The sequence below is a fragment of the Kibdelosporangium philippinense genome (assembly GCF_021390435.2).
In the GTDB taxonomy this organism is placed as follows: domain Bacteria; phylum Actinomycetota; class Actinomycetes; order Mycobacteriales; family Pseudonocardiaceae; genus Kibdelosporangium; species Kibdelosporangium philippinense.
In genome coordinates this window covers 2,061,852-2,086,146 of the sequence record NZ_JAJVCN010000002.1, presented here as the reverse complement: position 1 = coordinate 2,086,146, position 24,295 = coordinate 2,061,852, and the positions used below count along the sequence as shown (strand labels likewise).

Below are 24,295 nucleotides of genomic sequence, written 5' to 3'. Positions count from 1 at the left end.
GAGTGTGACAGCGGACGTCGGCAATCAAACGCGGGCCGAACGGATGCGTGTCCCCCTGGCGGCCGACGTGGTGAAGGCTGCGGCGGAACAACATGGCGTGTGCGTCCGGCCGTTCACGATGGAGGTCGGCGACCCTGAAACGGGAGAGCTGCGGTACGTGGCTGTGCCGTGTGGCTCAACGATCGAATCGATATGTGGTCCCTGCGCGAAGAAAGCGCGGGCGCTGCGCATAACCCAGTGTCGTGAAGGATGGCATCGGGCCGATGAACCGGACTTCACTCCGGAGCCACCGACGGAAGATCAGACGGCGCTGCTGACCCTGCGGGCGGACTTGTTCGGGGCGTATCAGCAAGCGGTCAGCCTCGGTGATCTGGACGAGGCGGAGGAGCTGCGGGAGGAGATCACCAAGACTGACGAGGAACTTCGGCAATTGGGCATGCGAGGCAAGCTGCCGTCTCCGGATGCGCCTGCCAAGCGGGCCGTGAAGCGGTCGACCAAACGGCGTCAAGACGCTCCGGACCTGCCTCGGCGCAAGGTATCCAAGGCCACCGTGGGCCGTGAGTATGCAGGCAAGTACCGACCGTCCATGTTCGTGACGCTCACCCTCGACACGTACGGCCGTGTGCACGATGACGGCACACCGATCAACCCGAATACGTACGACTACCGCCGTGCGGCAAGGGATGCGGTGCACTTCTCGTCGCTTGTGGACCGTTGGTGGCAGAACCTGCGGCGAGTAGTCGGCTGGGATGTCCAGTACTTCGCCACTGTGGAGCCACAGAAGCGCGCAACGCCACACCTGCACACGGCGTTGCGCGGCTCGATCTCGCATGACGTTCTGCGGCTCGTGACGGCGGCGACGTATCACCAAGTGTGGTGGCCGAACCATGACGAACGGGTCTACATTGACGGCGAACCGTTGCCAGTATGGGATTCTCGCGAAAAGGCCTTTGTAGACCCCAATTCTCGTGTCGTCCTAACTTCCTGGGATGACGCGGTGTCTGCGGTGGACGAACCCGCACACGTCGCCCGGTTCGGCGCCCAGGTACACTCCAAGGGCATCCTTGGCGGTACAGAAGAGGCTGGACGTCACATTGGCTATCTCACCAAGTACCTGACCAAGTCCACGGGTGAGGTCGTAGAGGCGACCAGCGACCGTCAAGCGGCACACCATGATCGGCTTCATGCAGAGCTCGCGGTCACGCCATGCTCGACGAAATGCGCGGTCTGGCTTCTCTACGGCGTCAATCCCCAAGGTGTACACAGCCGGATGATCCCGGGGCACTGCGAGGGAAAGGCACACCGACGGGCCACGCTCGGGCTGCCGGGCCGCAGGGTGCTGGTGTCCCGCAAGTGGTCGGGTAAACCCTTGCTGATCACAAGGAAGATCGCAAAGCGTTCATCGCTGAGACCCTCGCGGCGGTGGGCATCGTCAAACCGGTCACGGACACGTCGCGCCTCATCTGGCGCAAGGTCAACCCCGGCGACCAGTACGCGCCTCCCCGGGCGCATTTGCTCATGCACGCGATAGCCGAACGCATCCGATGGCGGGCCGAGTACGACACGGCCCTACTCGCTGCGGCGAGACCACCAAGTCCAGATCTTTCGGCAACTGCGGACGCGGCTTGATCGACGCTCGGGGAGGGGCGGACAGATGACAACTCGCAGGGAGGCCACGGCGGAACCGTTGTGGACATCGGCTGACTTGGCCACGTTCCTACAGGTTTCAGAGGCCACTTTGAAGGACTGGCGCCACAAGGGCACGGGTCCGGCTTACAAGCGCATGGGCAAGCACGTCAGGTACGTCCGGACGGCCGTAGAGGCCTGGCTTGAGGAGATCGACCGGGACAACGCGGCGTAGCCGGATCTTTCGGCAACTCCGCACGACACGAGAGACGGACATGGCTGGACACATCCAAGACCGCTGGTGGCGCGACAAAAAGGACAGTGAGGTAATCTCACCAAGATTCTGGTTCGTTTGTTGAGCCGCGAAGCTGCTCGGACGAGCGCTGGTCGATGTGCTGGGGAGTGGTGAGACCCGGGGAAAGATGGGCGGGGAGCCCTTGGTAGAACTGGATTGCGAAGATCAAGTCCGGACCAGAAGGCTCCCCGTGATTGCGTATCGTGCCATGCTCGATGTCCCGCGTGAACTGGCCCTCTACCTCAGCCGGCTGCTGCACGCCGAACGCCGCCGACGCGGCACCCGCAAGAACAGCAGGGCGTTGACCTGCTTTCGCCACGCGGTGCTGGGCCTGCGCTGGTTCCGGCAGAACACCGACGTCCCCGCCCTGGCTCGCGATCACGGCATCTCCCGCGCCACCGGCTACCGCTACTTGGATGAGGTCGTCATCGTGCTCGCCGAGCAGGCGCCGGACCTGCATGAGGCCCTGCAGCGGGCCAAGGATGAGGGCACGGCCTACGTGATCCTCGATGGAAAGGTCTTCTCCGCCGATCGCTGTAGCGAGAAAACGTTGAGCGTGAAAGGCGAGCCGATCGACCTGTGGTACTCCGGCAAAGCCCGCGAGCACGGCGGCAACATCCAAGCGCTGTGCGCGCCGGACGGTTTTCCGTGGTGGGTCTCGGATGTCGAGCCCGGTTCACTCCATGACTTGACCGTGGCGCGCGAGCATGTGCTGGGTGCGCTGTACTGGGCCGCCTCGCACCTTGATCTGCCGACGCTGGCCGATGGCGGCTACGACGGTGCCGGCATCGGCGTGCACACCCCGGTCAAACAGCCTGCCGATGGCCAGGTCCTCGACGTGGACACCCGCACACGCAACGCTCTGCTGCGTGGCCTACGGTGTCTGGGCGAACGTGGTTTCGCCCTACTCACCGGACGCTGGCGCAGCCTGCGGCATCTCACCGCCAACCCCAGCAAGATCGGCGACATCGTCAAAGCCGCCCTTGTCCTCACGCATTTCGAACACGGCAAGATCGCGTGAAAGTCGCTGAGATCACCTCAGTGAAGGTAAGTACGTTGTCGACGCGAAGAACAAGCGCGTCCGCGAAAAGACGCCCTTGTACGGCAAAGGGTTGCGGTACAAAGTCCGTTACCCCGATCCGGACAACCCAGGAAAGGAAATTTCAGAGTCCTTCGCCGACAAGTGTCTCGGCGACGCAAAGAGGTTCCTTACCAAGATTCAGAACGACATCCAGGAACAGACGTACATCCACCCGGATGCCGGGAAAGTAGAGCTTGAAAAGTTTGTCAACAACTGGCGCCAAGGACAGTCCGAAGACGCACACACGCGTCAAACCACTCTTAGCCGCTTGAACTCGCAGATATATCCCTTCTTCGGACGTCAGCGCCATCTCGACACGATAGGCGTTGACCGGATACGCGACTGGCAACAGTGGATGAAAGATCAGGGCACGGCTGCCTCATATCGCGGGCAAGTCTTCTCCCTTATGTCGGCAATCCTCGGGGCGGCTGCCGACGAGGGCAAGATTCGCAAGAACCCGTGCGTCGCGAAAAGCATCAAGGCGCCAAAGGCCGACAAGCGCAAGGTCATCCCCTGGGCCGAAACGAAAGTTCGGCAGATCGAGGCACATCTATCTGAGCGGTACAAGATCGTTGTGCCTGTCGGCGCGGGCCTCGGACTCCGACAGATGGAGATCTTGGGCATGAGCCCCGACGACATCAACCGGAAAGAAATGGAGTTCAACGTTAACCGCCAGATTCGTTGGATCGGCGGCGTACCGGTATTCGCGCCACCCAAGGGCGGCAAAACTCGAATCGTGCCGTTGTGCGAAAGCGGCTTGACGGCCATTGATGACTATGAGCGTTATTCATGAGGGTTACCAGCCGAGTCGATAGAACTCGAGCGATGTGATGATCCGGATGATGTTGGGGAGCTCGGAAAGGCGTCCTCGATAGCCGGTCGCAATCATCTTCCAGTTCTTGATATGCGCGATGCATCGCTCGACGGCGGATCGAAGTGAGGAGATGAATTTATTGTTCACCTTGTCGCCAGCCGAGAGCTCGCCGCCCTGTGGCTTTTTGCGAGGCGTAATCGTGTGAGTGCCCCGATAGGCAGGGGCACCGATGACTGAGGTCTCGGCCAGAAGATCTTCCCAGTCACACTCGGCGAACGCTTTCCGGTCATGCATCGAGCCAGGCAGAGGGGCGGATATTCCCAGCAGGCCTCCCTCCGTATCGGCGGCGACCTGGATGTTCAGCCCCGCGCGGCGCCGCTTGCCGGAGAAGTTGTCTTCGTGACCAGCACGGTTGCCGGTCGGGACATCGGTTCCGTCGACCAGGACGAGCCGGCCGCGGATGGCCTCCTTGAGGTTTGGAATGTGCAGGCACAGGGCCTGCCCAATCAATGGGAGAATGCCTCGATAGATCCGCGATACGGTCGACTGACTGACGCCGAACAGATCGCCCACGGCCGCCTGGTTCAGATTCTGTCGGACGTACACCAAAGTGATCACGACAGCGCGATACAGTCCCACGGTCGGAGGCCACGCTTGGTTCTCATGGCATTGGATGATCTGCCAGATGCGCGCGACAAGCTCCTGGATCTGGTCAGCAGCAAGCCCTGTAGTAGTCTGATAACGCAACGACCCCGCCTGTAAGTTGTCTTCTGCGAGAGGAAAACGATCTTACTTGCCTGGGGTCGTTGTCCTATTTTGAGGTGATCAAGTCGCCAGAATAACGCTCTATATGAAAAAGTACAAGCCATACCCGCTAACTCTTCCATGGCTTGAACCAAGCGGGGAACCGACCACGGTCGTGCTGATAATAAGAAAGATCAACGACCAGGGAACGACGTGGCGGAACCCTGGTAGCCGCTCGGTCGACGTATGGAACGGCACTCGATTCAATGACATCATTTGGAAACCGGCATTCGACGCAGCCGGTATTGAGTGCCGCAAGCAAATAGATGGCATGCACGCCCTTCGCCACTACTACGCGTCCGAACTGCTGGCACAAGGTTGCTCGATCTTGGAAGTCTCGGAATACCTCGGCCACCATGACCCCGGATACACACTTCGCGTGTACACCCACTTGGTAAAGTGCAGCCACCAACGGGCCCGGCTGGCCTCAAGCAAGATCTTTTTGCCAGCGGGGGCGGCTAGTACGGCCAGTCCGCCTAGGAGGCCGCTGAATAATCGGCGTGTCGCCCCAGGATGTGGGTTTGAGCTGGGAGAATCGTTTCATGCAGGGTGTGGAGCGTGGTGATCGGGAGCTGCTGGACGCGGAGGCGCTGGTCGGTCATCTGGTCCCGGCGGGGAGCATGTTCGCGTTCCTGGCCGGGCATCGCCGGAATCTGTTCCCCGATGGAGAGTTCGAGGATCTGTTCCCCTCGGGCAAGGGACGGCCCTCGATCCCGGCGTCGGTGATGGCCTCCATCCTGGTGTTGCAGACCCTGCATGATCTCTCGGATCGGGAGACCGCTGAGGCGGCCCGGTGTGACCTGCGGTGGAAGGTCGCGACCGGGATGGCATTGGACGACAAGGGATTCGACCCCTCGACGCTGGTGTACTGGCGCAAACGACTGGCCACCTCGGGGCGGCCGCATCGGATCAACGACGCGGTGCGCACGGTCGTCGAGGAGACCGGGATCCTGCGTGGCCGCCGCAAGCGGGCGGTGGATTCCACGATCCTGGCCGACGCGGTCGCCACCCAGGACACCATCACCCAGCTGATCTCGGCGATCCGGCGGGTGGATCGGCAGGTGCCCGGCGCGGCGGAGCAGATCGCGAAGGTGTGTACCGGCCATGACTACAGTCGGCCGGACAAGCCGAGGATCGACTGGGACGACCCGGCCGCCAGGGACGCGCTGGTCTCCGCGCTGGTCAACGATGCGAACGCGCTGGTGGCGGCGCTGGCCGATACCGAACTGGAAGGCGACGCGGAGTTCGCGTTGGCGTTGCTGGCGTTGGTCGCCGGTCAGGATGCCGAGCCCGCCGAGGGCAGTGACGGCACTGATGGGCGGTGGCGGATCGCCCGCAAGGTCGCCCCGGACCGGGTGGTGTCCACAGTGGATCCGGATGCGCGGCATACCCGCAAGTCCCCGGAGAACCGGCGGGACGGGTATCGGGCGCACGTGGCGGCCGAGCCCGAGACCGGGATCGTCACCGACGAGAAGGTGACCACGGCCGCCGGCACGGAGAACTCCGACCCCGCTGTGGCCGAGGAGTTCCTCGACGCCGAGGACGGCAAGCGCGCGTGGTACGGCGATTCCGCCTATGGCACAGGGGATCTACGCGGTGGGATCGACGATGCCGGGCATGAGGCGGTGATCAAGCCCAAGCCGCTGCGGGCTCCGGTCGAGGGCGGATTCACCGTGGACGACTTCACCGTGGACGACTTCACCGTGGACGACTTCACCGTGGACGAGCAAGCGGGCACGGTCACCTGCCCCAACGACATCACCCGCCCGATCAGCCGGACCCGGGTCGCCACCTTTGGCGCTCTCTGTCGTGCCTGCTCACTGCGTGCACAGTGCACCACGTCCAAGACCGGCCGTAAAATCGTTCTGCACCCACGAGATGACCTGCTGCGCCAAGCCCGACGCGACTGGGCGGACAAGCCCGAACTGCGCGAGAGCTACAGGACGTTCCGCCCCAACGTGGAACGGGTCATCTCCCAGATCGCCAGCCGCGGTGGCCGACGTCTCAAACTCCGATATCTAGGCACCGGCAAGAACAACGCCTGGCTCAAACGCCGCACCGCAGCCTTGAACCTCCGCAACCTCATCGGTCGCGGCCTGACCCATACGGCGGGCGCTTGGACCCTGGCTACCTGAGGGAAACCACGGCCCAACCCCCAGTCTTGGGGATTGTGAACCCCGTCGAGCAACCGCCCTAGGCTCCCTGAACGCCCAGCATCACCCATGAATCAGCAAGGCCCAGGTCCTCGCCTGCCATCACTCGGTGACAACCAACCCGCAAACCACCCTAATTCAGCGGCCTCCTAGGCGGACTGGCGTACCACCAGGATCGGCTCGAAGATCACCGACCGGACCGGCGCGTCGACCCGGTCGATCTGCCTGAGCAACTGGCGCGCCATCTCCGCGGCCATGTCCTCGACAGGTTGCCGGACCGTGGTCAACGGCGGGTCACAGCTGAGCGCGGCGCTGCTGTCGTCGAACCCGACGACGGCGATGTCGTCGGGCACCGAACGCCCGTGTTTACGCAGCACGGGCAAGGCGCCCTCCGCCATCAAATCCGACGCGATGAACACGCCATCCACATCGGGATACTCCGCGATCAGTCGTTCCATCGCGGCCGCCCCGCTCTCCCGTGTGAAATTCCCTTCGACAGACACGACATCCGGCTGGCCAAGCTGAGCCATCGCGGCCCGAAACCCGGCGAGCCGATCATGCCCAGGCGGACGATCGAGCGAGCCGGTGATCGTGGCGACGTTCCTGCAGCCACGCTCCACCAGATGCTGAGCCGCGAGCGCGCCACCCGCGGTCTGGTTCACGTCCACGTACGTAATCGGCATCGGCTCAGCCGGACGCGCCGAAAGCACAACGGGTTGACGGCTGCGCAAAAGCAGGCTCGGCAACGGATCAGCCTGATACGTGTGCACCAGGATCACCCCATCCAGGCGCCCCTGACGTAAGTCCGCGACAACCTGATCACCGGTGTCCGAGCCGGTCATCATCAGCACCAGATGCACACCGAGCGGCCGCAGCACAGTGGACACTCCGCGCACGATCCGCGTGAAGAACGGGTCGCCGACGATCCTGCTTTCACTGGGCAACACCAGCGCGATGGCGTCCGCGCGCCGGGTCACCAACGCCCTGGCCGCCAGGTTCGGCAGGTAGCCAGTGCTGGAGATGGCGCGCGACCGTCTGCCTGATGTTCTCGTCCACGCTGGCCACGCCGTTGACCACACGGGAAACGGTTGCCCTCGACACCCCGGCGACCCGTGCGACTTCTTCCAGCGTGACGCGCTTCTGGTGTCGTGACACCGATTCTTTATACCGGTACAACCGCGCCGAGCCGTTGGGTGAATCCGATTCGGTCCGTCTGCATCCGGCGGGCCAGCGCCCGTGTGGGTTCATCCGACACCGCCTGTGCCGCCGACCGGGCCACCGTGATCGACTCGTCAAGATGCGCTCGGAGCAACTTCGCGAACAGCGCGTCGAATCCCGGCCCGGCGGCCGTGAGCGCGGAGATTTCCTCATCGGTCGGCATCCCGGGCATGTCGTGTCCTTTGTGGTTGTTCACGTACTCGACCGCTGCGGCCGCCAGCAACCCGTGCAACTCAACGACTTCAGCCCTTCGCGCGGCGCCGATGTCATTCGCGAGCTGCCGCAGAGCGGAGTGCGTCGCCAGTTTGGCCCCCGCGCCGAGAAGTTTCACCGCCTGCTCGTCGGTAGCGATCGCCAGCTCGACGAACGCCCGCTCGGTCAGACCGAAGGAAGAAGTGGACCGGCCGGTCCCGGACGCAGGGGTTTCCGGGACCGAGCCAGTCACCTGCCCGCCGCAACCCGTCAGAACGAGCAGCAGCAGGATGAGACGGATGACGATCATCCGTGGTTGCCGTTGTGATCACACTTGATCACGACGTTGAGGCAGTTGCGAACCCGGCGCTCCATCTCAGCCACCGGCCAGACGTTGAAGAAGTCGCCGTGATACGTGTATCCCGACCCGGACGACAGCCGGAACGAACTCGGATCACCGCTCACCGGATAGCGAATCACGAAGCGCAGCTTGGGAAGCGAAACCGGATGCGTGGCAGGGCACCCACCCGCGACCGGATACGCCATGTGACTCTTGTGATCGGCCGAGTCAAGATCCCGGCCATTCCAGCACTGCGGAAAGTCCAAATAGGTCTCCAGCTGAGTCCCAGCAGGACAGTTGACGAAGTTCTTCGAAGGCGGGACATGACCGGCATGCAGGCACGACCACCGCGCGATGCTGTCACTGTCGCCGGTCGCCTTCGCATTGCCCGCGACAATCTTGAGCCCGAACGGCGTCGGCCGGATGTCCTGCGGCTGACTCACACCCTCACCAAGGTAGTAGAACGTGACAATGCTCGGCTGAATCGCCGTCTGTCCTCTGTAGAGCGTCGGAACCCAGTACGACGAGATGTCCGGCGCCGGATTGCAGTTGCCAGTCGCCCCATTGAGGCTGTTGACATCGGAGTTGGCGTTGGTGGAGTGGTTGCCGAAGAAGTCGTGCGAGTGCGACGCGCCCGCGAGCTTCGGCAGCACAATCGGGTCGTCCGGCAGCCGATGGCTGAGCGGACATTCAGCAAGGAACTCCGCAACACGCACCGGTTCCGCATCCGCGCGGTCCGGCACGCCTGCGAGTCCACCAGTCAGCAGGGCGCCGACAGCGGCGATGACCAGGCTCAATCGGGTACTGATCCGCCACCGGTTCATTGTCTTCTTCATTGAAGATGAACTCCCTCTCCTGTCGGAGTGACGGGTGAGAGCGCTCTCGCGTAACCGAGCATGACCCGCGTCACAGCAGAACGTCAACCTGAACGATCCAGAGACACACCGAAGTTACGCCACCCGACCCATTGCAAGAGCCCAAAAGGACCATCCCACCTACCGGTCCACACCAGCCCAGAGAGCGCTCTCTCCAACCCCGTGTCCACCGCTCCAGCACACCGTGTCCACCGCTCCAGCACACCGTGTCCACCGCTCCAGCACACCGTGTCCACCGCTCCAGCACACCGTGTCCACCGTTCCAGCACACCGTGTCCACCGTTCCAGCACACCGTGTCGACCGTTCCGGCACAGTGTGTCCGCCGTTGCTTGCGATCGTGTCGTCCTTTGCTTGAGGCCGTATCCATCGCTTCTTCTGCACAGCATCCGTCGCTCATCTTTGCTGCCCCGACTGCTAGACCACGGCTTCAGCCACCATCACACGGTTTTCAAAGAATGTCCTCGCAGGACGGCGGACCGCCCAGAGGGGAATGGCGTGCTCTCCGGGCTAAGAGCGTGTCTCACGTGGTTGCTTTTCGGAGTTTCTTGTAGCAGGTGAGTGTGGCGGCGAGGGTGAGGAAGGCGCAGAAGTGGTTGGCGTAGCGTTCGTATCGGATGCTGAGCCGGTGGTAGCCGAACAGCCAGGCGATGGATCGTTCGATCACCCAACGGTGTTTGCCCAACTTGGTGCTCGATTCGATCCCTTTGCGCGCGATGCGTACGGCGATGCCCTGCTCACGCACCCAGTGCCGCAAGTCGATCTGGTCATAGGCCTTGTCGCCGTGGAGCTTGGCCGGTTTGCGGCGGCGAGGGCCGCGTCGGGACTTGATCGCGGGGATGGCCATGACCAGAGGCTTGAGAGCGTAAGAGTCGTTGGTGTTCGCGGCGGACACCGCCACCGACAACGGGATTCCGGCACGGTCGGACAGCACGTGGATCTTCGAACCGGCTTTGCCACGGTCGACCGGGTTCGGCCCGGTCATGGGTCCTTACCTTCTTCCTGTGTCGATCGGGGCTGGTCGTAGGGTTCCGACGACCCAGGGGTGCTGGGTATGGCTTCCATGCGTCCGCCGTGGATGGCCCAGGGGATTGGCCGCCCAGCACCCCACGACGACCCGACCGCTAATTGGGATGCGCGAACAAATCGCTGTGTAAGGACACGACGGCGTGGTCGTTTGCTGGGACCATGAACCTGACGAACAGGAAGGTGACGCTCGTGCCCGGAGTATGGGCAGGCATCGATGCCGGCAAGACCCATCACCACTGCGTGGTGATCGACGCCGCCGGCAAGCGGCTGTTGTCGCGGCGGGTGGCCAACGACGAGGCTCCGCTGCTGGAGTTGGTCGGCGAGGTCACCGCGCTGGCAGACGAGTTGGATGGAGAGCTGACCTGGGCGGTCGATCTCAACTCCGGCGGGGCGGCGTTGCTGATCGCCTTGCTGGTCAACCACGACCAGCGGTTGCTTTACATCCCCGGGCGCACCGTCCACTACGCGGCCGGCATGTACCGCGGAGACGGCAAAACCGACGCCAAGGACGCCGCCGTGATCGCCGACCAGGCCCGGATGCGCCACGATCTGCACGTCGTGCACACCGGCGACCCGGTCAGCGTCGAACTGCGGATCCTGACCAGCCGCCGGGCCGATCTGGTCGCCGACCGCACCCGCACCATCAACCGGCTGCGCGCGCAACTGCTGGACTACTTCCCGGCCCTGGAACGCGCCTTCGACTACAGCACCTCCAAAGCCGCCCTGGTGCTGCTGACCGCCTACCAAACCCCTGCGGCATTGCGACGAATCGGTGCCAACCGCTTGGAAACCTGGCTGCGCAACCGAAAAGTCCGCAACCCCAGCACCGTCGCCCAGACCGCGCTGAACGCCGCCAACGCGCAACACACCACCATCACCGGACAAGACCTGGCCGCCGCGATGGTCGCGCGGCTGGCGAAGGGGGTGATGACTCTCGACGAGGAGATCAGCGAGATCGACACCTTGATCGAGAGCCGGTTTCGCCAGCACAAACACGCCGACGTGATCCTCAGCCTGCCCGGCTTCGGCATCCAGCTCGCCGCCGAGTTCCTCGCCTACACCGGCGGCGACATGACCGCTTTCGGCAGTCCCAACCGGCTGGCCGGCGTCGCCGGACTCGCACCAGTACCCCGCGATTCCGGCCGGGTCAACGGCAACCTGCACCGCCCCCGCCGCTACAGCAGACGCCTGCTGCGCGTGTTCTACCTTTCCGCCATGGTCAGCATCCGCTGTTGCCCCGCCTCGCGGACCTACTACGACCGCAAACGAGCCGAAGGCAAACGACACACCCAGGCCGTCCTCGCCCTGGCACGCCGCCGGCTGAACGTCTTGTGGGCACTGCTGCGCGACGGCACCACCTACCAAGCAACCCCCGCCGCAACGGCAGCGTGACCCCCTCACCACCGCAGCTCCCAACTACTTGACAACTTCATTGGGAATCCCCCTTTTTGGCCCGGACGGATGCTCCATCCAGCACCGCACGCGACCAGTCGATCAGGCCTTGGCTGCCCAACTCATCCAGCACCACGCGATGCAACCGACGCCACAGACCGGCCTTGGTCCAGTCGGTGAACCGGCGATGCGCCGTGGGGACGGTGACCCCGAACGATGGCGGCAGGTATCGCCAGGCACAACCGCTGGTCAACACGAACACGATCGCGGTGAACACCGCACGGTCGTCCACCGGTGCCGTCCCGCCACCCTGCGGACGTGGATCAAACCCCGGAATCAACGGCTGCGCCAACGCCCACAACTCGTCCGGCACCAACCGCCGCGACAGATCATCAACCACGTGGTTGATCATGACAGACCATGATCAACCACGTGAGACACCCTCTAAGGCCCCGGGACAAGAATGCCTGCGGGTAACGGAAGCACGTTTTCGCCAGTCGTCGAAATGTCATCGCTGGTCAAGGTGGCTGTGGCAAGCCAGGCGCGATGGGCTCGCCTTGACAGCGTGGCTGCCGTCGCTGCACCCTCATAGCTCGGGAGAGCGCTCTCGCACAGTTTCCCCCTGCCCCTCGAAGACCTGCCGCGGATCGTTTCCCTCGTGCATGGCGCAAAGGAGCACGCATGCAGAAACGGCTGTTATCCCTTGGGTTGGTCGCTACCTTGGCGATCGCCCTCGGCCAAGCGCTCACCGGCACGGCATCCGCCGCCGGCCCGCTGATCTCCCAGAACAAACCTGTCACGGCTTCCTCGTCGGAAAACGCGGCCTTTCCGCCGTCCGCCGTGGTTGATGGCAACGCTGGCACCCGGTGGTCCAGTCAGTTCAGCGATCCACAGTGGATCCAGGTTGACCTTGGCGCCAGCGCCAACGTCGATCAGGTCATCCTGAACTGGGAAACCGCGTACGCCAGGGCATTCCAGGTCCAGACCTCAGCCAACGGCACCAGTTGGACCACGATCTACACCACCACGACAAGCACCGGCGGCGTCCAGACCCTGCCAATCACCGGCACCGGCCGTTACGTCCGGCTCAACCTCACCACACGGGCCACAGAGTGGGGCTATTCCCTGTGGGAGTTCCAGGTTTTCGGGACCACACAAGGCCCGGGCCCCAATGACAACCTCCTCTCCTACAACAAACCTGCGACGGCCTCAAGCCACCAGGACGACGGCATGTGCGCGGGCTGCACGCCGGTCAAAGCCACAGACTTCGACCCAGCGACCCGATGGGCGACGAGTGCGACCACGGGATGGGTCGACCCGGGGTGGATCACGATCGACCTCGGTGCCACAGCGAACATCAGCAAGGTTGTCCTGCAATGGGATCCGGCCTATGCCGTGAGTTATCAGATCCAAGTCTCGGATGACAATGCGACGTGGCGTTCGATCTACCAGACCACGACTGGCAAGGGGTTCAAGGAAACCCTCGCGGTCTCCGGCACCGGCCGTTACGTCCGGATGTACGGAACTCAAAGGTCCAACGGTTACGGCTATTCCATGTGGGAGTTCCAGGTCTACGGCACCGGCGGCAACCCGACGCCACCGCCGCCACTCCCGCCAGCGCCGAACTTCACCCGCCTGGCTTGGAGTGACGAGTTCAACGGCCCCGCGAACTCCGTTCCCGACCCGGCCAAGTGGACCCCGGAAATCGGGCCGGGCGTGAACAACGAGCTCCAGTACTACACGAACAACGAGAACGCGAGGATGGACGGCGGCGGAAACCTGAACATCCAGGTCCGCAGGCAAGCCACCCCGGGCTCGGCCTGCCCGCCCGATCCGATCAGCGGCAGCACGACCTGCCAGTACACCTCGGGCAGGCTCAACTCGTACAACAAGTTCCAATTCACCTATGGCCGCGTCGAAGCGCGAATCAAGGTGTCCAGCTCGCAAGGCCTTTGGCCCGCGTTCTGGATGCTCGGGTCGAACTTCTTCTCCACGCGTACGCCGTGGCCCAACTGCGGCGAGATCGACATCATGGAGCACGTCGGCCGCGAACTGAACGCCGTCTACTCGACCCTGCACGCGCCCGCGTATTTCGGTGCGGGCGGGTACGGCCAGAAGCACGATCTTGGTCAACGGGTGGATGCCGCTTTCCACACGTTCGCGGTGGAGTGGGACTCCAGCCACATGACCTTCTTCGTTGACGGTCGGTCGTTCTTCACGGTTGACCGCACGCAACTTGAGCTGACGCGTGGCCCGTGGGTGTACGACCACGACCACTTCCTCATCCTCAACAGCGCGATCGGCGGCGACTTCCCTGGTCCGCCGGGCGCGGGAACCGTTCTTCCGCAGAACATGCTGGTCGATTACGTACGCGTCTACCGGTAGGGAACCTCGGGAGGCCGGGCGGTGTACCCACACTGCCTGGTCTTTCCACGTTGAGGGGTCCCGAGCATGCGAATACTCGCTGTCTTAGCCGCCATTGTCATGACGTTCCTGATCTCGCCGCTCGTCGCGAACGCGGGCGGGCCGACGAGTGTGCTCATCAGTTCGCCAACCGATCAGAAGGCCGCCGCCCTTTACTACTCGCAGAGCGACTACGGCAGGCTCATGAATCTGGTTGGCGGCCAGCCTGCCGCCGACCCGAAAGCTCCCGACAATCTCATCAGCGGGCCTGGGGCAAAGTCGGTCCGGCTGACCTGGCTGGTCCACGACGTGAGCGTCTGGCGCGTGGACCACGTGTTCCTCGACCTGCAGGACGGGGTCTGGGTCGAGACCTACATGGCCACTCCCGACGGCATCAAGCTCGACCCGCCCGGCGTGGTGCACCGCCCGACCGACCAGGACAACCTGCGGAAGCTGCTGTACAGCCTGCTCAACCCGGCTCCTGAGGCGACCGCGCAGGTCCGAAACGCGGCTGCGGAACCGCCTGCTGCTGAAGGCATCCAGTGGACATCGCTGTTGATCGGCGCCGCGTGCGGCGTGCTCATCGCCCTGGCAGCCCGAGTGCTGCTGTCACGCCGTCAGGTGTAGTCGAGGCCGTCCGGGCCGAGCCGGTGCTGCGTACCGCATTCGGGGCACTTCAGATCCGAGTCGAGACGGGCCGCGCACCGGCAGACCCAGCCTTTCTGCACACCTGGATTGCCCACGATGAACGCGTGCGCCGGAACATCGCGCGTGACAACAGAACCTGCGCCGACAAAAGAGTTTCGGCCGATTGTCGTTCCACAGACGACAACAACTCCCGCTCCAAGGGTCGCGCCCTCACAGACCCTTGTGGACAGCAGTTGGTCGCTGCCGAGTTTCTGGTGCGAACGGGGTCGCATGTCGTTGGTGAAAACCACGTTGGGACCGAGGAAAACGTCGTTCTCACACGTGACACCGTTGAACACCAGCACGTTGTTCTTCACGGTCACGTTGTCGCCGAGCACAACCTGGTTCTCAACAAAAGCGCCATCGCAGATGTTGCAGTCGCGGCCGATCTTCGCGCCTTCCAGCACGTGCGCGAATGCCCAGACCCGCGTGCCCTCACCAACATCTGTGCTCTCGCAGAGTCCGCGAGGGTGTACGAACGTCATGCCAACGCTCCAATCAGGACTTCGGCAACGCGTTCCTGCTGTGCTCTGGTGATCCCAGGGAAGATCGGCAGGCTGAGGATCTCACCAGCGACCTGTTCGGCGTTCGGGAACGACTCACCGGTCGCGAACGGCGTGGTCTTGTGAATCGGCGTCGGATAGTGGATCGCCGCGCCGACCCCATTGGCGCGCATCTCATCGTGCACGCGATTGCGGTCAGGTACACGGATCACGTACAGGTGCCAGACATGCGAGTTGCCCGGCAACACCTGCGGCAGCTTCACACCGGCAACTCCACCGAGCAAAGTGGCGTAATAGTCGGCCGCGGCAGCACGTTGCGCGTTCCACACCGCCAGCCGACGAAGCTTTGCCTGCAGCACGACGGCCTGCAATGTGTCGAGGCGGCTGTTGAAGCCCAGTACACTGTGGACGTACTTCTCAGCCGAACCGTGCTGGCTCAGCAACCGTACCTTCTCAGCCAATTCGGGAGAATTGGTCGTCACCGCGCCCGCATCGCCATAAGCACCAAGGTTCTTGCCCGGATAGAAGCTGGTCGCGGCAATGTCACCAAGGAAGTTCACGCCGTTACGGGTCGCGCCTTGGGATTGGGCCGCGTCCTCCACAATGGATACCCCAAGATCCCGCAACTCCTCTACGGGCGCCAATTGGCCGTACAAATGCACTGGCAGAACAGCCTTGGTACGCGAGGTGACAGCGGCAGCAGCTGCCTTGGTATCAATCAGGAAACTGTTCGGGTCACAGTCCACAAAGACCGGTGTGGCACCAGCGCGTGCGACGGCCTCGGCAGTCGCAATGAACGAGTTCGTCGGCAGGATGCACTCGTCACCATGCCCGACTCCGACCGCACGCAACGCCAACTCCAGCGCATCCGTGCCGTTGGCGACGCCGACACAACGCGACACATTGGAAAAGGTCGCGTACTCCTGTTCGAAATCGGCAACCGGCGGCCCGCCCACGAAGGCGGTCTTGGTGAACACGGCGTCCCAGCCCGTGGCCACCTCGACGGCGATCTCGGCGTGCTGCAGCGACAGGTCGACTGGCGGGATCATCGAATCCTCCTGGCCGGAACCCCGGCCCATACCTCGTTGTCCGGCACGTTCTCGAGCACCACGGCGCCCATCCCGATCAGCGCACCCGCGCCAACCGACAATCCTTCCCGCACAAGGGCCCCACTGCCCAAATAGGCGGCCTCCCCCACGGACACGTTGCCTGCCAACGCAACCCGGGCGGCAAATGTCACGTACGAGGAAACCTTGTCATCGTGGGTGATCGTCACATGCGGCATGATCACCACATGTTCGCCGATCTCCTGCGGCGCGGTCACGGCGACAAAAGCGAGCACAATCGACCCGGCACCAATCACAGTCCCGTGTGCGATGCTCGCAGTCGGATGCACAATGGTGGCGTAGCGCTCGGCAGGAAGCGCCAACCGCTCGGAAATCCGCTTACGAACATCCCTAGTGGACGATCGAGCCGCACAAATAACGATCTGCGCATCGGGATAGTCAGCGATCAGTTCGGTCGACCCAAGAACCTGAACCCCGTCGACAGTCTTGCCGTGCAGCGCCGGATTGTCGTCGACGAAACCCAAAACCTTCCAGGAATCCCGGGCGGCGGCCAAGGTTTCCCTTGCCAGGCCACCCGCGCCGATCAGGATCAGCTCGTTCATCGGACGATCTCGGCGAGCGCGGTGACCACAGTGTCCTGTTCGGCCTCGGTCATCTGGTGGAACAACGGCAAAATCACCGACCGGCTGGTCAGATACTCGGTCACCGGAAGGTCCACACGGGAGTACGCGGGCTCAAGATGCGCGGCCATGATCCCGCGCCGCGCCGAAACACCACGCGCCAACAGGCCTTCGAGCACATCGACGACCGTACCCTCGTACGAATCCGGCAAAACCACCCAGAACGACTGGTAATTCGTTGTCCCGTACTCCGGATCACTGACCCAGCGCAAGCCGTCGATCTCGGGCAGGAGCTTGTGGTACCGATCAGCCAACTCCCGGCGCCGCGCGATCACGTCCGGCAATTTGGCCAGCTGTACCAGGCCGATCGCGGCCTGGATATCGGTCATCCGGAAGTTGAATCCGACCTCGTCGTAAGACTCCAGTTTCACGCCTGACGACGTGTGCCGGTCCGCCGCGGACACGCTCATCCCGTGTTCCCGCAACCGTCGCAGTCGCGTCGCCCAGTCCGAATCGGACGTGGTCAGCATGCCGCCCTCACCCGTGGTGAGCAGCTTGCGCGGGTGAAAAGACCACGCCGCGAGCGAGGCGCCCGCACTGACCGGCTTGCCGCGATAGGTCGACCCAGCCGCACAAGCGGAATCATGTACCAGCGCAAGGGAGTGCTTCGAGCACACGGCTTCGATGGCGTCCACATCAAAGGGAACACCGCCCTGATGAACGCCGATCACGGCCACCGTCTTCGACGTCAGCACGGCTTCGATCGTGTCCGGCGTGAGGTTCCCGGTCAGCGGGTCCACGTCCGCGAAAACCTGTGTCGCGCCGACGTATCGAGCCGCGTTGGCGGTCGCGATGAACGAGAACGACGGCACCACAACTTCATCACCCGGGCCGACACCCAAAAGGTGCAGTGCCAGGTGCAATCCGGTGGTGCAGGACGAGACCGCGACACCTTCAGCAGCGGCTGAGTACTCAGCAAACGCTTGCTCGAACTGCGCTACCCGAGGTCCCTGCGCGACCCAGCCGGACCGCACGGCTTCCGCCGCGGCCTGGGCTTCTTCTTCGCCAAGCCAAGGCCTGATGACCGGGATCGTCATCGCTGCGCCCGCCACCACGAAACCAGCGAGGCGAGCCCGTCTTCCAGGCCGATGGTCGGCTTCCAGCCCAGATCCCGTTCTGCCGCACTGATATCAGCGAGTCTGCGCGTCACCGCGTTGACCGACCGGGCCGGACCGAATTCCAGCTCGGCGGTCGATCCCATCACCTTCTGCAATGCCTCGGCCAGCTCCAACAGCGAAGTCTCGGTGGCGGTGGCGATGTTGTACACCGTGTCGGTGACATCGGCCTGTGCCGCAAGGATGTTCGCCCGCGCGATGTCCTCGACGTGCACGAAGTCCATGGTCTGCTCGCCATCGCCGAGCACGAGCGGTGGCTCGCCTGCCTCGATCCGTTCCATCCAGCGGATCAGTACTTCGGTGTACTTGCCGTGCGCGTCCATCCGCGGGCCGTACACGTTGAAGTACCGCAGCGCCACGTAATCCAGGTCGTGCATGGCCTTGAAGCTGCGCAACATGCCTTCGTTGAAGGCTTTCGCGGCGCCGTAGAAGGTGTCGTTGTGGTACGGGTGGTGCGATTCCTTGGTGGGGAACTCGTCCGCGAGCCCGTAAACCGAAGCCGAAGAGGAGGCAACGACTTTCCGCACACCGGCTTCGACAGCCGCCTCGACCACGTTGAAAGTGCCGTCCACCAGCACTTCCAGCGCGACACGCGGCTCAGCGGCGCAGCGGGTGATGCGCAGCGCGGCGAGGTGGAACACGACATCCTTGCCCTCGCTGAGTTTGTGCATCAGCGCGACGTCCCGAATATCGCCTTCGACCAGCTCGACCTTGTCCGGCGCGCGATCCAGCGCGCTCTTCAGGTTGGCCAGCGTGCCGCGCGACAGGTCGTCGACCACGACCACCTGGCTCGCACCAGCGTCAAGCGCCTGGTCGACAACGTGTGAACCGATCGTGCCAGCGCCGCCGGTGACCAGGATCCTGGTGTCGGTCAGCTGCATCAGAACGTTCCTCCATTCACCGGCACGAACGTGCCGCCAGCGGCGTAACTGGCCGACGCGGCTTCCAGTTGGGCAAGCACACGAAGGCCGGACCGCCCGTCGGTGAGCGGTGCACGCCCTTCGATGATCGCCGCCGCGAACTCCGCCATTACGCCCCGCAGCGCCTCACCTGTCGGCAACGCGGGCGCGATCATGTCGCCGATGCGGTAGGAAACCCGCTTGGCCTCGGGATTCTCCGACCAGTCGACGCCACGGTTGTACACCGCGAGCGGCTGCGTCGGATCGAGGTCGTTCCACACCGCAGTGTGCTTGGACCCGCCCACGATCATTGTCCTGATCTTGGTCGGCGACAACCAGTTCACGTGCGCGTGCGCGATCGAGCCGTTGGACAGCTGCACCGAGATGTACGCGACGCAGGCGCGACCGGTGTGCATCGGGTCGGAGCCGTGCGCGGCGACCGCGACCGGGGTGACGCCCGGCGGCAGTATCGAGTCCAGGATGGACAGATCGTGCGGCGCGAGGTCCCACAAAACGTCGATATCGGGCTGGACCAGGCCAAGGTTGATGCGGACGGAGTCGATGTACTGGATGTCGCCGAGCTCGCCGTCGTGCACCAGACGGCGTAACCGTTGCACCACAGGGGTGTAGCAGAAGGTGTGGTCGAGCATCAGCACAAGACCGCGTTCCTCGGCGGCGTTGACCAGCTTGAGACCGTCCTCATACGACGAGGCCAGCGGCTTTTCCACCAGCACGTGCTTGCCCGCTTCGATGGCCGCGAGCGCGACTTCCAGATGCGTTGCCGCGGGTGTGGCGATCGCGACGGCCTGGATGTCCGGATCCGCAAGAGTTTCCGACAACGAGTCGCTCGCGCGAACCGTGCTGTACCGCCCGAGCACCTCCTGCGCGCGCGTGACGTTCAGGTCACACAGCGTCTTGAGATGCAGCTGCGGGGTCGCCTGGATGTTTCGCACCAGATTCGGGCCCCAGTAGCCCGCTCCGATGACGGCCACACCAACCATCGAGATCCTTCCAAGGTTCTCCCGCACGGGTGGGGAGCTACCTTCCGAATCGCGAGGAGACCCCCTTGGCATTACAGGGTTCGGGCAGGATCACTCGGGTTGGTACTTTCGGGCAGTCCGCTTGTTCATCTCTCACTCACCGGTACTTCACCGGGTCGCCGATCAACCGGTGCGCCCGGTAGCCGTGGCACTACTCCCCCGGTATGCCACCATGACACCCTGGGCCAGGCCACAGCTTTCGCTAGTGGAAAACCCTCCGGGAACAATTGTCTCACGGCCCGATTCCGGAAAAATTCTCTTGGCTGACGCGGATTTTCCTGGTTAGTTTGGCGGTATATCACGGGGAAGTGAGGAATGCCGAACATCCTTGCCAGTCAGTCCTCTTTCAGGCCATCCCGGTCAGCCCATTCCAGCAGAGGTTCGAGCGAATGGGCCTTGTCGTCGATCGCGGCGTGCAGGTCGCCGAGTTCGGCGAAGCGGGCTGGGACCGAGGCGATGGTGAAGTCCTGGGGGTCTACATCGTCGACCTCGTCCCACCTGATCGGCGTGGACACTGTGCCTTCCGGGTTGCCACGAACCGAATAGGCGCTCGCGATCGTATGGTCGCGGGCATTCTGGTTGTAGTCGACGAACAACATGGCCGGGTCACGGTCCTTGCGCCACCAGGTGGTTGTGACGTCATCGGGCACGCGACGTTCGATCTCCTTGGCGAAAGCGAGCGCCGCCCGGCGTACTTCCTGGAAACCCCAACGAGGTTCGATCCGGACGTAGACATGCAGTCCCTTGCCGCCGGAAGTCTTGGGGTAGCCGACGATGTCCAGTTCGTCCAGTACTTCGTGGACAACATGGGCAACTCGGCGCACCCTCGAAAAAGGACAGTCGGGCATCGGGTCGAGGTCGATTCGCCACTCATCCGGTGATTCCGTGTCAGCCCGCCGTGAGTTCCACGGATGGAACTCCACTGTGGACATTTGGACTGCCCAGATGACACTCGCGAGTTCGGTCACGCACAGCTCGTACGCGTGCCGGTTGTAGCGCGGGAAATGGATCCGCACGGTCTCCAGCCACGGCGGCGCGCCGTTCGGCACGCGCTTCTGATGGACCTTCTCACCGGACACACCGGACGGAAAGCGGTGCATCATGCACGGCCGTTCCCGCAGCGCGCGGACAATGCCGTCGCCAACCGACAAGTAGTAGTTGACCAGGTCGAGCTTGGTCTCGCCGCGGGCAGGGAAATACACCCGGTCCGGATTGGAGACGCGCACGGTGCGGTCACCGACCTCGAGTTCGATCGCGGACGCCATGCGGTGAACCTAACCCGAAACCAACGCTTCCGCCGCCGTCTTCGCCTGCCAGGCCGCGTCCGGATCCTCTCGGATGGCGGCGACGACGATCGCGCCCTCAACCAGAACGAGCAACTGATCGGCCAACGAATCGTCGTTGACCAGGCCGCGCAGGAAGTCGCGCAGCTCGTCCTTGTGGTACTGGACGATCGCGGTGATCTTCGGGGACGTGGCGCTCAGCTCGCCGAACGAGTTGATGAACGCGCACCCGCGAAATCCCGGCTCGGAAAACCACTGGTGCAGCCAGTGGAACACGGCGCCGACCGTGTTGCCGTGCTGCTCGACGTAGGTCCTCAGGTTGTCGCGCCAGCGCTTGTCCCTGCGCTCGAGATAGGCGACGACGAGCGCTTCCTTGGAGGGAAACAGCTGGTAGAGGCGCTTGAGCGAGACTCCGGAGGTGCTGCGGATCTGGTCCATCCCGACGGCTTGGATGCCCCGCTCGTAGAACAGTTCCTCGGCTGCGTCCAGTACGGCGAGTTCCTGCATCACACCTCCTCTAGCGCGGAGAACGGCCGTTCTCTAGCATAGCGGAGAACGCTCGTTCTCCGTTCCGCCCTACGGAAAGGTTCCGCCGTGGCTCCCCGACCGCCATTCCCGCCGTTCGACGAGGACACCGCCCGCACCAAGGTCCAGGCGGCCGAGGACGCGTGGAACACCCGTGATCCCGAAAAGGTCTCCCTGGCGTACACAGAGGACTCCGTTTGGCGCAACCGGGACCGGTTCGTCACCGGCCGCGCGCAGATCGTGGAGTTCCTGACGCGGAAATGGGACCGCGAACTGGATTACGCGCTGCGCAAAGAGTTGTGGGGCTTCCGTAACAACCGCATCGCTGTGCGTTTCCAGTACGAGTGCCACGACGCCGACGGCCAGTGGTACCGCTCGTACGGCAACGAGCTGTGGGAGTTCACGCCGGAAGGCTTGATGGCCCGGCGCGAAGCCAGCATCAACGACCTGAAGATCAGCGAGTCGGAGCGGCGGATCTTCGGCAAGCGGCCGGAAGAGGAGTACGGGGTCCCCTTCCCGATCCAGTGAACGCAGATGGGGCACCGGATTCCCGGTGCCCCATCGGTTTTGTGTTACGTCAGTCGCGAACCAGAAGGCGGCTGGTACCCGCCGTCGGGATCAGCGAACGGCTCGCGCCCGCCGAAGCGGACGTTTTCGCCGCGGCAGCGGGGTCCGGTGCGGGCACCGGGTCACACTGCAGGTCGGAGCGGCGGCCCGACTTGCGCTCGGGCAGCTTGCCGGTCGCCAGGTAGTCGAAGATGGCGGTGTCCGTACACTCGACGCCGCTCAGCGAACCGGAGTGCGTGCTGCCGCCGACGCCCTCGATCAATGCCGAGTTCGGGTACCGGCTGCGGACTTCGAGGCCGCCTTCGAACGGCGTTGCGGCGTCGTAGGTCTCACCGATCAGCAGCAGGCTCTGCGTCTTGCGACCGTCGATCTTGACCGGCTTGCCGGCTTCGCCGGTCCAGTTCAGGCACGGCGCGTTGAACCAAGCGTTGTCCCAGGTGTAGAAGGGCGCGCGGTTGTACGTGAACCAGTTGTCGACCTGCCACTTGACCCAGCTCTTCGGCCACTTCACGTCGGTGCACTGCGTCGAGAGGTAGATCGCGTAGCCGTTGTCCGCGCCGGGACCTGTGCCGTTGGAGTTCTCGTACAACCCCTTGATTGGCTCGAGGTCACCGTTCTTGACGGCCGCGGCGAAGGCCGACGCGACGTCAGCCCAGCCGTAAACGTAGTAACCGGCCCGTACGAAGGCGTCGTTCCACTCGGCCGCGCCGATCACGCTCGGCTTCTTGGTCAGCTCGGCCAGCTTGGCGTAGTAGGCCTTCTCCACCTCGGCGCCGGTCTTGCCCAGCTTGTAGACCGCCTCGTTCTTCGCGACCCAGTCGAAGAAGATCTTGATGCTCTTGTTGAACGCGACGTCCTGGTCGAGGTTCGCGTCGTACCAGACGCGGCGCGGGTCGACCGTGCCGTCGAAGACCATCCGGCGCATCCGGTCAGGGAACAGCGTGCTGTACACCTGGCCGAGGTAGGTGCCGTAGGAGAAGCCGTAGAAGTTGATCTTCTCCTCGCCCAGCGCTTTGCGGATGCTCTCCATGTCGTTGACGTTGTCGGTCGTCTTGAGATGGTCGAGCAGCTCACCGTACTTGGCGGTGCACGCGTTGGCGTAATCCTTGGCCCGCTTGAGCCACGCCTGCTCGATGTCGCGGGTCTCCGGCACGAAGGACGGCCGGACGGGCGCGAAGTAGTCGCCGTCGCAGGACACCTGCGGCTCGCTCGATCCCACACCGCGCGGGTCGAAGCCGATCCAGTCGTACGTGTCGCCGACGTCGGCCGGGATGGACCGCGACAACAGCGGGTAGACCAAGCCGGAGCCACCGGGGCCGCCCGGGTTGATCAGCAGCGGTCCCTGGTACTTGGCGTCCGGCGCCTTGTGCTTGAGCCGCGAAACAGCGATCTTGATCTTCTTGCCGCCCGGCTTCGCGTAGTCGAGCGGCACCTCCAGCAGGCCACACTGGGCGCCGATTCCCTGCAGCCGGGTGTTGGCGCACTGACCCCATGAGATTGGTTTCGGCTGAAAACCTGTCGGTTTCGGGGCGGCGTTCGCCACGCTCGCGCCGGACAGCGCGAGACCGGCGGCGACAACCGTCACCACGATTCTTTTCACGGTCACAGTCCCTCTCGTCCCCCTGTCGATCATTCAATGACCGGGATTGTGCACCGCTCCGATTAATTTGTGAACCACCCGAAAGTTCGTGTCCGGCAGGTCCGATTAG

At 63.7% G+C, this 24,295-nt stretch carries 23 protein-coding genes and 3 pseudogenes; 10 read left to right on the top strand and 16 right to left on the bottom strand.

Translation table 11 applies throughout. The features are described 5' to 3' along the window. Positions 1–43: 43 nt before the first annotated feature. The 4 genes and pseudogenes from LWC34_RS28420 to LWC34_RS28405 all read left to right on the top strand — a co-directional run bounded on the left by LWC34_RS28420 (position 44) and on the right by LWC34_RS28405 (position 3,795). A pseudogene (locus LWC34_RS28420) lies at positions 44–1,629 on the top strand (replication initiator). A 25-nt stretch (positions 1,630–1,654) separates the two neighbouring features. Continuing rightward, a complete protein-coding gene (locus LWC34_RS28415; protein WP_233728169.1) occupies positions 1,655–1,861 on the top strand; it encodes a helix-turn-helix transcriptional regulator in 207 nt (68 codons plus the stop codon). Positions 1,862–2,111: 250 nt separating this feature from the next. Beyond that, on the top strand, positions 2,112–2,942 hold the full coding sequence (locus LWC34_RS28410; RefSeq protein WP_233728168.1) for a transposase family protein: 831 nt from the start codon (positions 2,112–2,114) through the stop codon (positions 2,940–2,942). A 91-nt stretch (positions 2,943–3,033) separates the two neighbouring features. Continuing rightward, the gene (locus LWC34_RS28405; RefSeq protein ID WP_233728167.1) at positions 3,034–3,795 is read left to right on the top strand and encodes a tyrosine-type recombinase/integrase; all 762 of its coding nucleotides are present in this window, start codon (positions 3,034–3,036) and stop codon (positions 3,793–3,795) included. Positions 3,796–3,798: 3 nt separating this feature from the next. Here LWC34_RS28405 and LWC34_RS28400 read toward each other — a convergent pair whose 3' ends face one another. Beyond that, the gene (locus tag LWC34_RS28400) at positions 3,799–4,563 is read right to left on the bottom strand and encodes a transposase family protein (RefSeq protein WP_233728166.1); all 765 of its coding nucleotides are present in this window, start codon (positions 4,561–4,563) and stop codon (positions 3,799–3,801) included. 103 nt (positions 4,564–4,666) lie between these two features. Between LWC34_RS28400 and LWC34_RS58900 the strand changes: the two genes are divergently transcribed. After that, complete coding sequence (locus tag LWC34_RS58900; protein WP_372496616.1) at positions 4,667–5,185, top strand: tyrosine-type recombinase/integrase; 519 nt, start codon at positions 4,667–4,669, stop codon at positions 5,183–5,185. After that, positions 5,163–6,755 (top strand): IS1182 family transposase, encoded by a 1,593-nt coding sequence (locus LWC34_RS28395; protein ID WP_233725393.1) that lies wholly within the window; start codon positions 5,163–5,165, stop codon positions 6,753–6,755. Before LWC34_RS58900 ends, LWC34_RS28395 begins: the two co-directional genes overlap by 23 nt. Positions 6,756–6,922: 167 nt before the next feature. On the opposite strand, the gene LWC34_RS28390 is transcribed toward LWC34_RS28395, so the two are convergent. From LWC34_RS28390 to LWC34_RS28370, 5 genes and pseudogenes are all read right to left on the bottom strand, one after another. Then, complete coding sequence (locus LWC34_RS28390) at positions 6,923–7,720, bottom strand: LacI family DNA-binding transcriptional regulator (RefSeq protein ID WP_233728165.1); 798 nt, start codon at positions 7,718–7,720, stop codon at positions 6,923–6,925. After that, a complete protein-coding gene (locus tag LWC34_RS28385; protein WP_233728164.1) occupies positions 7,707–7,928 on the bottom strand; it encodes a LacI family DNA-binding transcriptional regulator in 222 nt (73 codons plus the stop codon). The genes LWC34_RS28390 and LWC34_RS28385 overlap by 14 nt, the downstream gene beginning before the upstream one ends. 7 nt (positions 7,929–7,935) lie before the next feature. Further along, positions 7,936–8,493 carry a DUF305 domain-containing protein gene (locus LWC34_RS28380; protein ID WP_233728163.1) on the bottom strand — a complete coding sequence of 186 codons (558 nt, stop codon included), beginning with the start codon at positions 8,491–8,493 and terminating at the stop codon, positions 7,936–7,938. Beyond that, a complete protein-coding gene (locus LWC34_RS28375) occupies positions 8,490–9,359 on the bottom strand; it encodes a DUF1996 domain-containing protein (protein WP_233728162.1) in 870 nt (289 codons plus the stop codon). Before LWC34_RS28375 ends, LWC34_RS28380 begins: the two co-directional genes overlap by 4 nt. 560 nt (positions 9,360–9,919) lie before the next feature. Further along, positions 9,920–10,387, bottom strand: a pseudogene (locus tag LWC34_RS28370) (IS5 family transposase); the annotation flags it as partial. A gap of 197 nt (positions 10,388–10,584) precedes the next feature. Here LWC34_RS28370 and LWC34_RS28365 point away from each other — a divergent pair. Next, positions 10,585–11,817: an IS110 family RNA-guided transposase gene (locus LWC34_RS28365; protein WP_233723301.1), complete on the top strand. Its 1,233-nt coding sequence runs from the start codon at positions 10,585–10,587 to the stop codon at positions 11,815–11,817. Between the two features lie 43 nt (positions 11,818–11,860). On the opposite strand, the pseudogene LWC34_RS28360 reads toward LWC34_RS28365, so the two are convergent. Further along, positions 11,861–12,217 (bottom strand): annotated as a pseudogene (locus LWC34_RS28360) (transposase); the annotation flags it as partial. Between the two features lie 281 nt (positions 12,218–12,498). Between LWC34_RS28360 and LWC34_RS28355 the strand changes: the two are divergent. After that, positions 12,499–14,202 carry a discoidin domain-containing protein gene (locus tag LWC34_RS28355; RefSeq protein ID WP_233728161.1) on the top strand — a complete coding sequence of 568 codons (1,704 nt, stop codon included), beginning with the start codon at positions 12,499–12,501 and terminating at the stop codon, positions 14,200–14,202. Between the two features lie 66 nt (positions 14,203–14,268). Beyond that, positions 14,269–14,847 carry a hypothetical protein gene (locus tag LWC34_RS28350; protein ID WP_233728160.1) on the top strand — a complete coding sequence of 193 codons (579 nt, stop codon included), beginning with the start codon at positions 14,269–14,271 and terminating at the stop codon, positions 14,845–14,847. Here the strand turns inward: LWC34_RS28350 and LWC34_RS28345 are convergent. The 8 genes from LWC34_RS28345 to LWC34_RS28310 form a co-directional block, all read right to left on the bottom strand. Continuing rightward, positions 14,838–15,392, bottom strand: coding sequence for an acyltransferase (locus tag LWC34_RS28345; protein WP_233728159.1), 555 nt, complete (start codon positions 15,390–15,392; stop codon positions 14,838–14,840). The two genes, LWC34_RS28350 and LWC34_RS28345, sit on opposite strands and share 10 nt — an antisense overlap. Next, positions 15,389–16,459: a DegT/DnrJ/EryC1/StrS family aminotransferase gene (locus LWC34_RS28340; protein ID WP_233728158.1), complete on the bottom strand. Its 1,071-nt coding sequence runs from the start codon at positions 16,457–16,459 to the stop codon at positions 15,389–15,391. The genes LWC34_RS28345 and LWC34_RS28340 overlap by 4 nt, the downstream gene beginning before the upstream one ends. Beyond that, positions 16,456–17,079, bottom strand: a complete 624-nt coding sequence (locus tag LWC34_RS28335) for an acetyltransferase (RefSeq protein WP_233728157.1) — start codon at positions 17,077–17,079, stop codon at positions 16,456–16,458. The genes LWC34_RS28340 and LWC34_RS28335 overlap by 4 nt, the downstream gene beginning before the upstream one ends. Next, positions 17,076–18,194 (bottom strand): DegT/DnrJ/EryC1/StrS family aminotransferase, encoded by a 1,119-nt coding sequence (locus tag LWC34_RS28330; RefSeq protein WP_233728156.1) that lies wholly within the window; start codon positions 18,192–18,194, stop codon positions 17,076–17,078. Before LWC34_RS28330 ends, LWC34_RS28335 begins: the two co-directional genes overlap by 4 nt. After that, complete coding sequence (locus tag LWC34_RS28325) at positions 18,191–19,153, bottom strand: NAD-dependent epimerase/dehydratase family protein (protein WP_233728155.1); 963 nt, start codon at positions 19,151–19,153, stop codon at positions 18,191–18,193. Before LWC34_RS28325 ends, LWC34_RS28330 begins: the two co-directional genes overlap by 4 nt. After that, the gene (locus LWC34_RS28320) at positions 19,153–20,172 is read right to left on the bottom strand and encodes a Gfo/Idh/MocA family protein (protein ID WP_233728154.1); all 1,020 of its coding nucleotides are present in this window, start codon (positions 20,170–20,172) and stop codon (positions 19,153–19,155) included. Before LWC34_RS28320 ends, LWC34_RS28325 begins: the two co-directional genes overlap by 1 nt. A 374-nt stretch (positions 20,173–20,546) precedes the next feature. Continuing rightward, the gene (gene ligD / locus LWC34_RS28315; protein WP_233728153.1) at positions 20,547–21,476 is read right to left on the bottom strand and encodes a non-homologous end-joining DNA ligase; all 930 of its coding nucleotides are present in this window, start codon (positions 21,474–21,476) and stop codon (positions 20,547–20,549) included. A 9-nt stretch (positions 21,477–21,485) separates the two neighbouring features. After that, positions 21,486–22,001, bottom strand: coding sequence for a TetR/AcrR family transcriptional regulator (locus LWC34_RS28310; protein ID WP_233728152.1), 516 nt, complete (start codon positions 21,999–22,001; stop codon positions 21,486–21,488). A gap of 87 nt (positions 22,002–22,088) precedes the next feature. On the opposite strand from LWC34_RS28310, the gene LWC34_RS28305 reads away from it, so the two are divergent. Then, positions 22,089–22,547 (top strand): nuclear transport factor 2 family protein, encoded by a 459-nt coding sequence (locus LWC34_RS28305; protein WP_233728151.1) that lies wholly within the window; start codon positions 22,089–22,091, stop codon positions 22,545–22,547. Positions 22,548–22,596: 49 nt separating this feature from the next. Here LWC34_RS28305 and LWC34_RS28300 read toward each other — a convergent pair whose 3' ends face one another. Next, positions 22,597–24,186 (bottom strand): alpha/beta fold hydrolase, encoded by a 1,590-nt coding sequence (locus LWC34_RS28300; protein ID WP_233728150.1) that lies wholly within the window; start codon positions 24,184–24,186, stop codon positions 22,597–22,599. Positions 24,187–24,295 lie beyond the last annotated feature (109 nt).

Coding starts and splice junctions, on each gene's coding strand:
- LWC34_RS28395 (WP_233725393.1), top strand. CDS start 5,163: ATGCAGGGTGTGGAGCGTGGTGATCGGGAGCTGCTGGACGCGGAGGCG.
- LWC34_RS28340 (WP_233728158.1), bottom strand. CDS start 16,459: ATGATCCCGCCAGTCGACCTGTCGCTGCAGCACGCCGAGATCGCCGTC.
- LWC34_RS28320 (WP_233728154.1), bottom strand. CDS start 20,172: ATGGTTGGTGTGGCCGTCATCGGAGCGGGCTACTGGGGCCCGAATCTG.
- LWC34_RS28350 (WP_233728160.1), top strand. CDS start 14,269: ATGCGAATACTCGCTGTCTTAGCCGCCATTGTCATGACGTTCCTGATC.
- LWC34_RS28335 (WP_233728157.1), bottom strand. CDS start 17,079: ATGAACGAGCTGATCCTGATCGGCGCGGGTGGCCTGGCAAGGGAAACC.
- LWC34_RS28345 (WP_233728159.1), bottom strand. CDS start 15,392: ATGACGTTCGTACACCCTCGCGGACTCTGCGAGAGCACAGATGTTGGT.
- LWC34_RS58900 (WP_372496616.1), top strand. CDS start 4,667: ATGAAAAAGTACAAGCCATACCCGCTAACTCTTCCATGGCTTGAACCA.
- LWC34_RS28325 (WP_233728155.1), bottom strand. CDS start 19,153: ATGCAGCTGACCGACACCAGGATCCTGGTCACCGGCGGCGCTGGCACG.
- ligD (WP_233728153.1), bottom strand. CDS start 21,476: ATGGCGTCCGCGATCGAACTCGAGGTCGGTGACCGCACCGTGCGCGTC.
- LWC34_RS28375 (WP_233728162.1), bottom strand. CDS start 9,359: ATGAAGAAGACAATGAACCGGTGGCGGATCAGTACCCGATTGAGCCTG.
- LWC34_RS28415 (WP_233728169.1), top strand. CDS start 1,655: ATGACAACTCGCAGGGAGGCCACGGCGGAACCGTTGTGGACATCGGCT.
- LWC34_RS28310 (WP_233728152.1), bottom strand. CDS start 22,001: ATGCAGGAACTCGCCGTACTGGACGCAGCCGAGGAACTGTTCTACGAG.
- LWC34_RS28380 (WP_233728163.1), bottom strand. CDS start 8,493: ATGATCGTCATCCGTCTCATCCTGCTGCTGCTCGTTCTGACGGGTTGC.
- LWC34_RS28330 (WP_233728156.1), bottom strand. CDS start 18,194: ATGACGATCCCGGTCATCAGGCCTTGGCTTGGCGAAGAAGAAGCCCAG.
- LWC34_RS28355 (WP_233728161.1), top strand. CDS start 12,499: ATGCAGAAACGGCTGTTATCCCTTGGGTTGGTCGCTACCTTGGCGATC.
- LWC34_RS28365 (WP_233723301.1), top strand. CDS start 10,585: ATGAACCTGACGAACAGGAAGGTGACGCTCGTGCCCGGAGTATGGGCA.